Annotated in this window: 12 protein-coding genes; 10 read left to right on the top strand and 2 right to left on the bottom strand. The window is 59.6% G+C overall.

All coding sequences use genetic code 11. From position 1 onward, the window contains the following. The first annotated feature begins 96 nt into the window (after positions 1 to 96). The 9 genes from folD to AB4Z24_RS08410 all read left to right on the top strand — a co-directional run bounded on the left by folD (position 97) and on the right by AB4Z24_RS08410 (position 9,738). The gene (folD, locus tag AB4Z24_RS08450; protein ID WP_441707412.1) at positions 97 to 999 is read left to right on the top strand and encodes a bifunctional methylenetetrahydrofolate dehydrogenase/methenyltetrahydrofolate cyclohydrolase FolD; all 903 of its coding nucleotides are present in this window, start codon (positions 97 to 99) and stop codon (positions 997 to 999) included. A 148-nt stretch (positions 1,000 to 1,147) separates the two neighbouring features. Continuing rightward, positions 1,148 to 2,116, top strand: coding sequence for a LysR family transcriptional regulator (locus tag AB4Z24_RS08445; protein ID WP_441707410.1), 969 nt, complete (start codon positions 1,148 to 1,150; stop codon positions 2,114 to 2,116). A 222-nt stretch (positions 2,117 to 2,338) separates the two neighbouring features. Beyond that, positions 2,339 to 3,223: an ABC transporter permease gene (locus tag AB4Z24_RS08440; protein WP_441707408.1), complete on the top strand. Its 885-nt coding sequence runs from the start codon at positions 2,339 to 2,341 to the stop codon at positions 3,221 to 3,223. A gap of 1 nt (position 3,224) precedes the next feature. After that, complete coding sequence (locus AB4Z24_RS08435) at positions 3,225 to 4,031, top strand: ABC transporter ATP-binding protein (protein ID WP_441707406.1); 807 nt, start codon at positions 3,225 to 3,227, stop codon at positions 4,029 to 4,031. A 63-nt stretch (positions 4,032 to 4,094) separates the two neighbouring features. After that, complete coding sequence (locus AB4Z24_RS08430) at positions 4,095 to 5,240, top strand: ABC transporter substrate-binding protein (RefSeq protein WP_441707404.1); 1,146 nt, start codon at positions 4,095 to 4,097, stop codon at positions 5,238 to 5,240. 62 nt (positions 5,241 to 5,302) lie between these two features. After that, a complete protein-coding gene (locus AB4Z24_RS08425; RefSeq protein ID WP_441707402.1) occupies positions 5,303 to 6,532 on the top strand; it encodes an agmatinase family protein in 1,230 nt (409 codons plus the stop codon). Between the two features lie 11 nt (positions 6,533 to 6,543). Continuing rightward, entirely contained in the window at positions 6,544 to 7,167 is a 624-nt protein-coding gene (locus AB4Z24_RS08420; protein WP_441707400.1) for a HupE/UreJ family protein, read from the top strand. Positions 7,168 to 7,787: 620 nt separating this feature from the next. After that, the gene (locus tag AB4Z24_RS08415; protein ID WP_441707398.1) at positions 7,788 to 8,378 is read left to right on the top strand and encodes a Spy/CpxP family protein refolding chaperone; all 591 of its coding nucleotides are present in this window, start codon (positions 7,788 to 7,790) and stop codon (positions 8,376 to 8,378) included. A gap of 391 nt (positions 8,379 to 8,769) precedes the next feature. Further along, positions 8,770 to 9,738: an NAD-dependent epimerase/dehydratase family protein gene (locus AB4Z24_RS08410; RefSeq protein WP_441707396.1), complete on the top strand. Its 969-nt coding sequence runs from the start codon at positions 8,770 to 8,772 to the stop codon at positions 9,736 to 9,738. Positions 9,739 to 9,744: 6 nt separating this feature from the next. On the opposite strand, the gene AB4Z24_RS08405 is transcribed toward AB4Z24_RS08410, so the two are convergent. Both AB4Z24_RS08405 and AB4Z24_RS08400 read right to left on the bottom strand, forming a co-directional pair. Further along, on the bottom strand, positions 9,745 to 10,467 hold the full coding sequence (locus AB4Z24_RS08405) for a CPBP family intramembrane glutamic endopeptidase (RefSeq protein WP_441707395.1): 723 nt from the start codon (positions 10,465 to 10,467) through the stop codon (positions 9,745 to 9,747). A gap of 207 nt (positions 10,468 to 10,674) precedes the next feature. After that, complete coding sequence (locus AB4Z24_RS08400; protein WP_441707394.1) at positions 10,675 to 11,670, bottom strand: GlxA family transcriptional regulator; 996 nt, start codon at positions 11,668 to 11,670, stop codon at positions 10,675 to 10,677. Between the two features lie 85 nt (positions 11,671 to 11,755). Here AB4Z24_RS08400 and AB4Z24_RS08395 point away from each other — a divergent pair, with 85 nt between their 5' ends. After that, complete coding sequence (locus AB4Z24_RS08395; RefSeq protein ID WP_441707392.1) at positions 11,756 to 12,838, top strand: DJ-1/PfpI family protein; 1,083 nt, start codon at positions 11,756 to 11,758, stop codon at positions 12,836 to 12,838. The last annotated feature ends 251 nt before the right edge of the window (positions 12,839 to 13,089 follow it).

The following is a 13,089-nucleotide window of genomic DNA, read 5'->3' as shown; positions in this document are numbered from 1 at the left end:
GATGATGGGCCGGACGCGCACGGAATGCCTCGATCCACTTCTGCCAACGAGCCGCGGCGTTCTTTTGAGAGCTGCAGCACTTCAGCGAGCAACACAATGACAGCCAAAATTATCGACGGTAAATCCGTGGCAGCTGGCGTTCGTCAAGAGTGCCGGCAACGAGTCGCTGTTCTGAAAGCGAAATTCGGCGTGTCACCAGGCCTTGCCGTCATCATGGTCGGAGAAGATCCGGCGTCGGCGGTGTACGTGCGAAAGAAGATCCAGGCTTGCGCCGACGTCGGCATCAATTCGCGCAAGTTCCTGTTCCCGGCGGACGTCGCGCAGTCGACGGTCATCGAGAAAATTGCGGAGCTCAGCGCCAATCCGTCGATACACGGCATTTTGGTGCAGCTGCCGCTGCCGAAACATTTTGACGTCAAGGCCGTTCTCGGCGCCATCGATCAGGAGAAGGACGTCGACGGCTTCCATCTCTATAACGTCGGCGGCCTGGTCATCGGCGATACTGTGTTTCCACCCTGCACGCCTTACGGGGTCATGCTGCTTCTCGATAGCGCCGGTGTCGAGGTTTCCGGTCGCAACGCGGTCGTTGTCGGCGCCAGCAACATTGTCGGCAAGCCGATGGCGCTGATGCTGATGCAGCGCGAGGCGACGGTCTCGGTCTGCCACGCGAAGACGCGCGATCTCGCTCAATTCACCATTCTTGCCGACATTCTGATCGTGGCAGCGGGTTATCCCAACCTGATCACCGCGCCGATGGTGAAGTCGGGTGCCGTCGTTATCGACGTCGGCATCAATCGCCTGGCGAACGGTCAGCTGGTGGGCGACTGCGATTTTGAAGGCGTGAGCCGGCGCGCGTCGATGATCACGCCTGTTCCGGGCGGCGTCGGCCCCATGACGGTGACCATGCTGCTCGTCAACACGATCAGCTCGGCGGAGCGTTCGTTGAATGCCATCGGCTCTGCCGCTCGGAGCCTCCGCGCAGCTGCACCCAGTGTATGAGAAGAGCGCGCTAGAATTGAACTGCACGCCATACGTTATTGTCATCGAAGCTGCGCTTGCCACCGGCCGCTGAACTCACTTAACATTCCTGTCGGGAATGCCCGTTTCCAAGGGCGTTTTCTCGCGCGGTTAATGTGGCGGTGCAGTAATGTCTTCGAAGAACATTCGGCACGACGACTTTTTCCGGAACCTCGACTGGAACCTTTTCAAGGTTTTCTGCATCATCGCCGAAACAGGAGGCGTGACAGCGGCCGCCGAGCTTTTGCGCCGCAAACAACCCTCGATAAGCCTTGCTCTGCAACGGCTTGAAGGTCACCTCAATGTGCGCCTCTGCGAAAGGGGACCGAGCGGCTTCGAGCTGACCGATGAAGGCCGCGCGCTCGCCGATACGTGCATGAAGCTGAAGGCGTTGGTGCGCGGCATTCCTGACGCCATGGCCGATACGGTCAACATGGTGAGCGGCCCTGTGCGCATCAAAATGATCAGCAATGTCGTCAGCGACGTTCTTGACGACGTGATCATGTCTTTTCACAGGAAATGTCCGAACGTCGAATTGATCGTCGATGTGGCGAGCTGGTCGGATGTCATCAATGCGCTGCTGCGGAAGGAGATCGACATCGGTGTCGCGCCATCGCGAAGCAAGCGGGCCGATCTCATCTACCATCTGTTGTTTCGCGAGATTCATCGTCCCTATTGCGGGCGCAGTCATCCCCTCTATGGCCATAAACTTCTTGATCCTAAAGCACTGGCGCAGGAGTCTTTCATCCTGACAGGTGCCGACGAACCCGATCAGCTCTCCGATTTCCGGCTGAAATACGGAATTGGGCAAAAGGTTTCCGGAATCTCTCAACATCTGGAGGAGGCGCGCCGGCTGGCGATCCTGGGAGTTGGCGTGTGCTTCCTCCCCGATGGCTATGCGGCGCCCGACGTTTCCTCAGGCAGACTGTGGCCGCTGCTTGGGAAGCGCAATGCGCCGGCGATGGAGATTTTCATCATCTCGAATCCCGACCGGCCCTGGCATATGGCGCACATCCTCTTCATCGAAGAGTTGAAGATGGTGGTTTGCGAAGCAAAGCGGGTTCGCTCACTCGTCGGCGCTGACGAGGCGACAGACTAACGAAGTTCCGCAATCGCTGAAGTTGAACAGGGCGCGTGCTTGAGTGCGCGCCATCGTCTGACAGCGTTCGCGCCGCAGCATAGGCGCCGTCAATGCTTCCCATTTTAATTTTGGGCGTTTTCTTGGAGATGCCCGCGCCGCTACCTTCTTCACAGCAACTCAGACTGAACAAAACGCCTGATTTTTCAGTCTCTGCCGGGAGGGTAAGCCTTGGAAAGTGCGATGTCCAAATCGCGCGACGCTTCTGTTTCCTCGCTTGAAAAGCTGCCAAGCGAGACCGCGGAAGCCGCGCCACTTTATATTCCACCGAAAGAAAGATTCCTCGAGTTTAGAAGACAGCCGAGTGCGCAGCGAGCTTCGGTGCTGGCTTTCATCGGCGCGTTGGCCTTCTTCGGATTGTGGGAAGCCGGCCACTATCTGACGCCAGCTTCCGCCCGCAAGTTTTTTCCGTCGATCGGCGAGGTGGGGTCGGCTCTTTACGTCCTGTTCGCCGAACGCAACTTCCTTCATGACATCTCGATCAGCTGCTGGCGGATTTTCGTCAGCTTCCTGGCGGCGTCTGCAATCGGCGTGCCGATCGGCATCCTGATGGGCTGCTTCGGAAACATTCGCGCGCTCTTCAATCCGACCTTGACGGCGTGGCGGTATCTGCCGGCCGCGTCCTTCATTCCGCTGCTGCTGGTCTGGTTCGGGCCGACGGACCAGGCGAAGATTGCGCTCCTCTTCATCGGCGTCATTTTCTTCCTGATCTCGCTGGTTCTGGATAACACCACTGCCATCCAGAAGGAGTTCGTCGAAGCCGGTTTGACGATGGGTGCTTCGCGCCGCGTCATCCTCACTGGGATCGTCGTTCCGGCGGCTCTTCCTGCAATTTTCGACTCCATGCGCAACATGATCGCGGTGAGCTGGACGTATCTCGTCATCGCGGAAATCGTCGGTGCGCAGGACGGCATCGGAGCCGTGATGATGCGCGCCGGACGTTTTCTCAACGTCGACGTGATCATGGCCGGCATCGTCACGATCGGTGCGTTGGGGCTGCTGACGGACGTGATTTTCCGGGGTGCCGCCCGCGTGCTGTTCCCGTGGAACATCGAGCGGAGGTCGTAAAATGAATATCGTCGCAAAGGACTTTACGCCGGTGACAAATGTTCCCCCGCTGAAGGCGTCCCGCATCACCAAGGAGTATCTGGGCGGTTCCTTCAAGGCGCTCGACGATGTTTCGTTCGAGCTGCACAACAACCAAATCACAGCCTTCGTTGGTCCGTCCGGCTGTGGAAAGACGACGATGCTGCGCATCATCGCCGGTCTCGAATATCCGACACGTGGGCGGCTCGAAGTGTTTGGCAAGAACGTGCAGGGGCCCGGTCCCGATCGCGGCATGATCTTTCAGGCCTACACGTCGTTTCCGTGGCTGACGGCCATGCAGAACGTCGAATACGGCATGAAGATCCTGAAAGTTCCGGCTGCGGAGCGGCGCGAACGCACGATGAATTTTCTCAAGCTCGTGCATCTCGAGAAGTTCGCCGGCACCTATCCGCGCAGTCTCTCCGGCGGCATGAAGCAACGCGTCGCGCTCGCTCGAACGCTGGCGCAAAATCCGGCGATCATCCTGATGGACGAACCGTTCGGTGCGTTGGACGCACAGGTTCGCTGGGAAATGCAGGAGCTCATGATCGAGTTGATCGAGCGTGAGAAGAAGACGGTCGTCGCAATCACGCACGATATCGAGGAAGCGATTTATCTGGCCGATCGCATCATTTTCTTCAGCCGCCAGCCCGGCCGCATCAAGGCCGATATCCCGCTCACCTTCAAAGGCGGACGACGCATCAAGCAAAAAGAGGAACTTCTCGAAATGCCGGGATATGCGGAACTCGAGAGGCAGCTGTTCGCGATGATGCGCGAGGAAATCAAATAGCCAATTTGCTTTGACGAAAAAGAAGTCCAGGGATCGAAAATCGTTCAGGGAGACGACAAAAAAATGAAAACGAAGTCGTTCACGAACACGTTGCTTGCTCTCGGCTTGGCGGCAGCGGTGGCGCCTATCGGCGCACTATCAGCCAGCGCCGCCGAAAAGGTCAGTGTCGCGATTATTTCATTCTCGCCGTATGCGCCCTGGTACATCGTCAAGGCGAAGGGCCTCGCCAAGGATATCGATCTCGACGTCAAGATCATCGAAGGCATCACGGAAAAGAACGCGGCGATCACGTCGGGTCAGGTCCAATGCATGAACAACACCATGGACAGCATGGTGCTGGCGCGCGCGGGCGACCTGCCGGTTAAAGTCGTCGCGTTTTCGGATATGTCCTACGGCCTCGACAAGATGGTGGTGACGAAGGACATCAATTCGGTCGAGGACTTCAAGGGCAAGAAGTTCGGCGCCGACTACGGCTTCCTCAACCACATGTGGATGCTGCTCACGATGAAGCGAGCAGGGATCGACATGAAGGAGCTGCAACACGCGGTCATGCTTCCGCAGGAGAGCGCGGCGGCATTCGCGAGCGGCGGCATCGACATCGACGTCAACTACGATCCCTTCGCTTCCCAATCTCTGAAGCGGGATGGCGCCAAGGTATTCAAATCGAGCCTCACGGACCGGACATGGGAACGCGGGCTCATTTCCGATGCCATCGCCTGCAACGAATCCTGGCTCGCGGCGAAGCCGGCGGTGGCCAAAGAGCTGCTTCGCGCGTGGTTCGAGGCGGTCAACTGGTGGAAGGAGAATCCGGAGGAAGGCGATGCGATCGTCGCTGCCGGTCTTTCGTGGCCCGTGGCCGACGTGAAGCTCAATCAGTACGGCGCGATCATGCTCAACATCAGCCAGAACATGGGTGCCCTCGGTTTGCCGGGCGGGAAGCCGCTCTGCGAAAGTTTGCCGCCAGAAGCGCCCCGCGCTCCTGACGGCAAGGGCTGGGGTTCGCTGTTTAACGGGCCCGATTGCACTGCCGGTTATGCGGAAGCGACTTGGGATCTGTTCAGCGACACGTATTTCGGGGCCGGCGTTTCTCAGAAGAAGGTCAAATCGAGCGAGGCCTTCGACACGTCGCTTCTTGCTGGGATCGCGGCTGATGGCTTTGGAGCCAAATACTCTTCGAACAGATGGATCGGGCGGCTCGGTCCGCAGTAGCGGCTAGCAATTCATCAACTCCGCGATCGTCTCAAATATCTCACAGTAAAGGTCACTTCGAAATGGCTCGCAGTCCCAAAGATCACGATCACCACCATCCCCACACGCACCGTCATGGCCATTCACATGGCGTAAAGCGTGAGGAAACCCACGGCGCGAAGAGCATGGAGACGTTGTCTCGTATATCCCAGACCAAGCAGGACGAGGAAGTCGCCCGATCGCTGGAGTATGGGCTCGAGGCCGCCTCATCCGTCATCGATCGCAATATCTCGTTGTTCAGCCGCGGCCATCAGCCCGCGTTTGCTGGCATCAACACATTCATGAAGGCGCCGTACTGCGAGGACATCCGCAAGATCGGCAACTACGAAGCGGCTTTCGTCGGCGCGCCATTCGACTCGGCGACGACCTACAGGCCGGGCACGCGGTTCGGGCCGCAAGCGGTCCGCCGGATCTCGGCGCTCTACGACGGGTATTGGTTCGACGGCGGCGTCGATATCTACGAGGAACTCGATCTTTGCGACGCGGGCGACATCTTCGTCATTCCCGGCAACATCGAGAAGACGTTCGACCAGGTAACGAAAGCCGTTTCGCACATCTACACGTCGGGCGTCTTCCCGATCATCTGCGGCGGCGATCACAGCCTGGGCTTCCCCAACGTGCGGGGCATCGCTCCACACATCGACGGCAACGTCGGCATCATTCACATCGACCGGCACATCGATATCCAGGAGAAGGATATGGATGAGCGCATGCACACGACGCCGTGGTTCTGGACGACGAACGAAGGGACGCACGCCTCGCATCGTGACCATAGCCATATGCACGATGTCGGCTTGCCGAACTGCCATCCGAAAAATCTCGTGCAGATCGGCATTGGCGGCTGGTACGGCAACCGTCCAGGCACGGCGGTTGCCAAGCAGCGCGGCACGAGCGTGCTCACGATGCACGACGTGCAGCATCACGGTCCGAAGAAGGCCGCGGAAATCGCGCTGGAGATGGCGTGGGAAGGCTGCAAGGCGGTCTACCTGTCGTTCGATATCGACTCGATCGATCCGGGCTTCGCTCCGGGAACCGGTTCGCCGGAGCCGGGCGGACTTCTGCCGCGCGAAGCCTTCGAAATGATCCATACGATCGCGGCGGAAGGCCTGTGCGGCATGGAAGTCGTGGAAGTGTCGCCGCCTTACGATGTCAACGACAACACGGCGCAGCTTGCCTGCCGGGTCGTGCTCGATGTGCTTGGAACCCTGGTGGCGAACGGCAAGCTCGGCCATCGCAGCAAAGTCATGAAGTAGGAGGGCATACGATGAAATTTTTTCGCGCGCAGAACGTTCTCAAAGCCTTGGCCGCAGGCGCTGCTCTGACCTTCGCGGCGGCCGCGCCGGCCTCGGCGCACGTCGGCATTGGTGCCGTCCACACGTTCAGTCAGGGTCTTCTGCATCCGCTGAGCGGCATCGACCACATCATCGCGATGGTGGCTGTCGGGTTCTTTGCAATGAACATCGGCGGATCGGCGCGGTGGCTCGTACCCACGGCATTCGTTGCTGCGATGATATTCGGTGGTCTACTTGGCTATTACGGATGGCCGCTGCCGATGGTCGAACAAGGTATCGGCTTGTCCGTCGTCGCCTTGAGTGTGGCGGTGGGCATTGGTGTTCGCCCGCCCACTGTCATCGCGATGGCCGCGGTTGGACTGTTCGCGGTTTTCCACGGTCATGCCCATGGTAACGAGGGAGCCGGACTCGGCTTCGCCTTCCTTCCCTATGCTGTGGGATTCGTAACCGCAACTTCGCTTCTGCACGTTACGGGAATGATCTTGAGCCTCTGCCTCGATCAGCTAGGGCCAACAGTTGCGCTCACACTCAAGCGGGCGTCGGGCGTGATTGGCGGACTAGCAGGTGTGTCACTGCTTCTTGGGTGGATGTCCTGAGGGGTTGCGTTTGGAATGGAGGCAAGTCCCCCAGGGACTTGCCTCATTTGACGACTACGTTTGTGACCTCGGAGATAGATGGTTCTCAACGTCTTGCGCAATGACAACAAACGGGACCTCCACGCGCGACGCGCCAGCTAGAAAATTGCAGCTCTTCGCGGCGACGGCGCCGCAATCGTACGAGCACAGAACACTTTTAGACATTGCACAAACTATTATGCTTGTTTGCATTGAACCAATGCTGCGCGCCATTCGCACATCTCATCATCTCCGATCGGGTGGACACCGCAATTGACCCGAGAGATGGCATGCTAGATAGTCCCCACCAATGCATTTGGCCTGATGGTATGACGCAGGTCTGATGGGAATGACTGCCAGTTCCACTATTTGGACAGCCTCCCATACGTCACGCACTAAAAACGGATGATGACGTTTGGTTGTCCTCCGTGAGCGCGACCGACATTTAAAACAGCTCTGCGATCCTAAACGACTGCTATCGGCACCTCGCCCGAGGCAAGACTCCAGAACTTCGATATCGATCCATGAAGACGACGCATCGGCCAACCTGCAGCCGGCTTACTCGTAGCTTCTAACAATCGCGATAGAAAGAGGAGTTCAACATGTCGAGATGTATCGCGTACGGCTTTGCGGCACTCCTAACTGCCGTTCCATCACTTGCCATCGCGCAAACAGCTCAGCCGATGCAACCAATGCCGCAGATGCAAGGGATGCAGGGCATGCAGCCGATGCAACGAATGCAAGGGATGCAAATGGGAGCCAGGGATGATGTGACCGATAATCGGATCGAAATCGTGAAGGCCGCTTTGCAGCTAAGGCCCGACCAAGTGCAGTACTGGCCCGCTGTCGAGGACGCGATCCGTGCGCGGGCGGAAGGACGCCGCCAAAGAATTGAGAACGTGGTGTCTCGCACAGAAGAAGGTCAATTTGACCGGAATTTCGTGCAGGTCTTGCAAAATCGAGCTGATAATCTCATGGCGCGCGGCACCGAACTCAAAAAGCTGGCGGACGCGTGGCAGCCGCTTTATTCGACCCTAGATGACGCTCAGAAGCGGCGGATGCGTGTTCTTGGCGTCCTCGTCCTTCACAGGATGAGGGAAGGCATAGAAGCCCGGCGCAGTCAGATGGAAGATGAAGGTGGCGGAGCCATGATGGGCGCCGGTGCAGGCGAGACCGGCATGGGCCGCGAATAGGATCGCCGTGCGGGACGGAAGGCCGGAGGTAACTACCGGCTTTCTGGCCCTAGCGGTTCGGAGCGCTTCGTCAGCGAACCGGTTTCCAAGCATATTTATTTCCACGCAACACACCGTCGCCGATCAGACCGACCGCGCGATCGATCCGGTCAAAGAGGGCAGGGGCTGCGTGTTGGGCGTCGGCCCCTTGAGCGATTCCGGATTGCGCGGAGCATTCGCATGCTGCCGCCGCATCAATGTCGTATCCCCCGCATATGTTTCCAGCCTTGGCAGGCGCCGAACCCCGGACGATCTGGTACATCCAGCCGGGAACAAAGCTTAGCCCTCGAACAAACCGGGTCGAGCCGCCATAGGAGTGGATGGAAGGCGACACGTTTCGGAAGGGTGCAAGATGGACGGACGGGACGTGATCTTCGGCTACGGCGTGGCGGGCCGGGCCATTGCGGAAAGGCTCGCGGCGGCGGGACGCCCGGTTCGTGTCGCCCAGCGCTCGCGCCCGGCTGATTTTTCTGCCGGCATGGAGTTCGTCCGCTGCGACGTGCTCGACCGTGCCTCTGTTTTGAACGCGGCGGCTGGCGCGGGGCGGATCGTCATTGCCATTGGCTTCGCCTACGACACAAAAGTCTGGGCGGAATGCTGGCCTCGCGCGATGACGAATTTGCTCGCGGCCGCCGAGGCGACCGGCGCGCCGACACTGTTCTTCGACAACATGTACATGTACGGCCCGCAGGATGGGCCGATCCGCGAAAACACGCCCTTCGCGCCCTGGGGCGGCAAGCCCGCCGTGCGGCGCGCGATCAGCGAGATGTGGCAGGCGGCATCAAGCGCGGGGCGCGTCCGCATGAGTGCCCTGCGCGTCAGCGATTTTTACGGCCCCGGCGTGACGAACAGCCATCTCGGCGAGTTGCTGTTCGGCCGGCTTGCAGCCGGCAAGGCGGCGCAATTCGCGGTGCCGATCGATCATCCGCACGACGTCGCCTATATTCCCGATGCCGCCCGCGCGGCTCAGACGCTGCTCGATGCGCCGGAGGATACCTGGGGCCAAGTATGGCACATGCCCTGCGCCGAAACGCGAACGCTGCGGGAGATCGTCACCATGGCAGCGGTGGCGATGGACCGGGCCCCGCGCATCCAGACGGTTCCGGCCATCCTTCAGCCGGTATTACGTATGGCTGTGCCGATACTGCGCGAGGTGCATGACGTGCGCTTCCTCTTCGATCGCCCCTACCATGTCGATGCCACGAAGTTCGCGGCCCGCTTTGGGTCGGACGTGACGCCAATCGAGGTGGGCGTCGCGGAGACTGCCCGCCATTTCCTGCACGCCGCCTTATCCGAGACGCGACGAAAGGAGCGAGCCTAGGGCTGTTCAAAGCGTCGAATAGTACAGGAGATGAAGCCCGTTATAGACAACATGAACCGCCAAGGAGGGCCACAGAGAACCCGTTTTGCGGAACAGCATGCCTGTCAGGATGCCGGCCATGAATGCATCCAGAAGGATAACGCTCGGGCCGTGAACGAGGGCGAATATTGCAGCGCTACCGACCACTCCGGCCCACATTCCATATCGGTTTAGCGCATTGGCGATAACGCCTCGGAATACGACCTCTTCGCCGAATGGTGTGAAAAAGGCACCCGTGACGAGGATGGCGAGCAGCGAAAGCGCACCGCCGGATGCTGCGGCCTGGAAGTCGACCTGCGTGTTCACCTCGGTGATGAACTGGAAGTATATCCCCTCGATAATGAAGCTCAGACCGAAAGCGAAGACGCCGAGCGCGGCGCCGGCGAGCAACCATTTCCGTTCGGTCGCCCGAAAGCCGAAGGCGCTAAAATCGCGGATGCGCAGGGCGTATGCCGCAAGCAGAGCGATGGCGCCTGCAACGCCGTTTGCCGCCATTCCAATGATGCCTCGCAAGGCGGCTTGTTCATCGGATGTCTGCACCATCCACAGGCCGAGCGCGGCGATAAGGATCAGATAGATGATCAGCGCCACTGCGATTTCGGGCCAGCCCGGTTGGATGCGGGTCTCTGTCGCCGATGGCAAATCTTGGGCTGTGTTTGTACGGCGTTTCGGAACAGATGTTGCCGTCATTATTTCCTCCCCTGCGGCCACCATCTAAGGCTGGGCGCCAGTCCACCTTGGGTTCGAATCCCATCCCCCTCCGCCATAATGGTCTGTGGGTTGTGCCACTCACCGAGCGCAGCTACCCGCGGTCAAGGTCGGAGTGCCGGATGCTGGCGGACCGCGAACGACGAAATGGAGAACTATGTTTACGCATATCCCTCTAAATCCCTTCTTTTATTTGATCATGAAACGATCCCGATAGAAGCTCGGCGTGCTTGCGAGCCGTTTCTGAAACGCACGGTGCAAAGCATGGAGGCTCCCAAAGCCTGAACACTCGGCAACGCGGGCCAACGGCCAATCCGATGTTTCCAGCAGTGTCTTCGCGCGTTCAATCCGCGCGTCCTCCACGAATCGCGCAGGCGTTGAGCCGGTTTCCTTACGGAAAGAGCGCGAGAATGTTCGCTCGCTCATACCGGCGCGTGCGGCAAGGGCGGGTCCGGAAAGATCGCCGGTCGGATCTTCGAGGATTTCATTCAGCAAGCTACGCAAGCGGGGCGTCGCCTTGACCTGCATTGCCAGGCCGGCGCTGAACTGTGACTGCCCCCCGGGCCTGCGCATGAACAGCACCATCTGCCGGGCAACGGACAGCGCCGTTTGCGCCCCGCAATCGGCTTCCACCAACGCGAGGCACAAGTCGATCCCCGCCGTAATGCCGGCAGACGTGAAGACCGGCGGATCAGCAACGAAGATCGCATCCGGTTCGACCTCGACCTGAGCACGAAGCTCTTTCAGGAGCGCGACGGACTTCCAATGCGTGGTTGCCCGCTTTCCATCAAGAAATCCACCCGCGGCAAGCACGAAAGCGCCTGTACAAACGCTGGCAAGCCGACGCGTCGTGGCAGCGCGCGACTTCAGCCATTGGATCAGGCTCGTTTCGAAGATCAATCCGCGTAGCCCATCTTCGCTACCCCCAGCCACGATGATTGTGTCAATTCCATCGGGCAGGCTATCGAGCGCCACGGCGTCACCGAGGCGTATCCCTCCGGCCGAGCTGCATTTCACAAGTCCGCCCGCGGGGGATGCCAGCATGATCTCATAGCGCGGCATGTGTTGTGGTGCATGCAGGTTCGCGATTGCGAAGACCTCCATTGGACCCACCACATCAAGGGCCTGCACTCCGTCATAGCCGATGACGACGATCTGTTTTGCACGGCGATCCGGATTCTGCATTGGCGTAAAATGCGATAGAATTGACATTTCCGCCAGTGGGCGTGCCCTCTATTTTGACGGCGCTCCTATCAATGCGGATAATCCCATGTGCCGACCGCTTCTCAGGATATTCCTGTTTGTTCTTCTATCCCTGCCGATGGTCGAACGGGCCGACGCGGCCCCGGCCTCGGCAACAAATCCCATTCATTTGCCGCCGTTGAAGGCCGGACGCGCCCGCCCGCTCATCGCCATTGCGGCGGATAACGCGGGCACGGAGACGACCGATCTCATTCTTCCCTACGGCGTGCTGAAGGAAGCGAACATCGCCGATGTGGTCATCGTTTCCACACATGAAGGCGCGGTCAGCCTGATGCCCGCTCTTACGATCAACCCGGATATGACTATGGCCACATTCGACACGGCCCATCCGGGCGGTGCGGATATCGTCATTGTGCCGGCGTTGCATGACAGCAGCAACGCAACCGTCATCGGCTGGGTGAGAGAACAATCCGGCAAGGGCGCGGCCGTAGTTGCAATCTGCGAAGGTGCCTGGATCGCCGCCCGAGCCGGCATCCTCGACCACAGAGCGGCGACTACGCATTGGTATGCGCTCGACGAGATCACCCGCAGATTTCCCGAAACGCATTGGATTCGGAACCAACGTTATGTCTTCGACCGCAACGTCATGACCACCGTCGGGGTCAGCGCGTCCATTCCGGCGAGCGTCGCCCTCGTCGAAGCGATCGCGGGACACGCGGAGGCGAAAGCGGTGGCGGCCAGGATCGGTATCGATAGCTGGACCATCGCGCACGAGACGGCTCCGTTTCATCTGACGATGGGGCGCATGTGGGCGGCCGGAAGAAACGCCCTCGCGTTCTGGGAACACGAAACGCTGTCGATTCCGGTCGCAAATGGCTTCGATGAGATTGCGCTCGCGCTCACCGCCGACGCCTGGTCACGGACTTATCGCTCGCAGGCGATTGCTGCTACGGGGGGCGGCCCCATCCAGTCGCGGCATCAACTCGTATTGGTGCCCGATAGAAGCGCCGCGAAAGTATCCCCGCAATTGCAACTGCCTCAGGCGCCCTCCGCGAAAGCTCTAGATCACGCCCTTGCGGGGATCGCGGGACGCTACGGCAAAACCACGGCAGACCTCGTTGCACTGCAATTGGAATACGCGCGTAACTGATGGGAAACTGCGGAAGAGCGAGTTCCAGAGCCCCTCGGCGATCAAGGGCTGCTGCCGTCGAGAGTGGCGGAGGGGGTGGCTGCCTAACTAGTGTCCGTGTTCGTTGACGTATGTCCGCAGACGTTTTGGGTTTCAAAGGCTTATCGAGATTTTCAACGAAAAGCCTTGAGTTTCCTAGGGCCTCAAGCGGCGGCCGATCTTATGCCCATCTTATGCCTGGGATCGGGGTGATTTCGTCGGCGAACGTCGGC

The organism is Hyphomicrobium sp. 2TAF46 (assembly GCF_052114865.1).
Classification (GTDB): Bacteria; Pseudomonadota; Alphaproteobacteria; order Rhizobiales; family Hyphomicrobiaceae; genus Hyphomicrobium_B.
This window is presented reverse-complemented; position numbering and strand designations above follow the sequence as displayed.

Excerpts from the sequence above, each read along its gene's own strand:
- folD (WP_441707412.1), top strand. The coding sequence starts at position 97 with ATGACAGCCAAAATTATCGACGGTAAATCCGTGGCAGCTGGCGTTCGT.
- AB4Z24_RS08445 (WP_441707410.1), top strand. The coding sequence starts at position 1,148 with ATGTCTTCGAAGAACATTCGGCACGACGACTTTTTCCGGAACCTCGAC.
- AB4Z24_RS08440 (WP_441707408.1), top strand. The coding sequence starts at position 2,339 with ATGTCCAAATCGCGCGACGCTTCTGTTTCCTCGCTTGAAAAGCTGCCA.
- AB4Z24_RS08435 (WP_441707406.1), top strand. The coding sequence starts at position 3,225 with ATGAATATCGTCGCAAAGGACTTTACGCCGGTGACAAATGTTCCCCCG.
- AB4Z24_RS08430 (WP_441707404.1), top strand. The coding sequence starts at position 4,095 with ATGAAAACGAAGTCGTTCACGAACACGTTGCTTGCTCTCGGCTTGGCG.
- AB4Z24_RS08425 (WP_441707402.1), top strand. The coding sequence starts at position 5,303 with ATGGCTCGCAGTCCCAAAGATCACGATCACCACCATCCCCACACGCAC.
- AB4Z24_RS08420 (WP_441707400.1), top strand. The coding sequence starts at position 6,544 with ATGAAATTTTTTCGCGCGCAGAACGTTCTCAAAGCCTTGGCCGCAGGC.
- AB4Z24_RS08415 (WP_441707398.1), top strand. The coding sequence starts at position 7,788 with ATGTCGAGATGTATCGCGTACGGCTTTGCGGCACTCCTAACTGCCGTT.
- AB4Z24_RS08410 (WP_441707396.1), top strand. The coding sequence starts at position 8,770 with ATGGACGGACGGGACGTGATCTTCGGCTACGGCGTGGCGGGCCGGGCC.
- AB4Z24_RS08405 (WP_441707395.1), bottom strand. The coding sequence starts at position 10,467 with ATGACGGCAACATCTGTTCCGAAACGCCGTACAAACACAGCCCAAGAT.
- AB4Z24_RS08400 (WP_441707394.1), bottom strand. The coding sequence starts at position 11,670 with ATGCAGAATCCGGATCGCCGTGCAAAACAGATCGTCGTCATCGGCTAT.
- AB4Z24_RS08395 (WP_441707392.1), top strand. The coding sequence starts at position 11,756 with ATGTGCCGACCGCTTCTCAGGATATTCCTGTTTGTTCTTCTATCCCTG.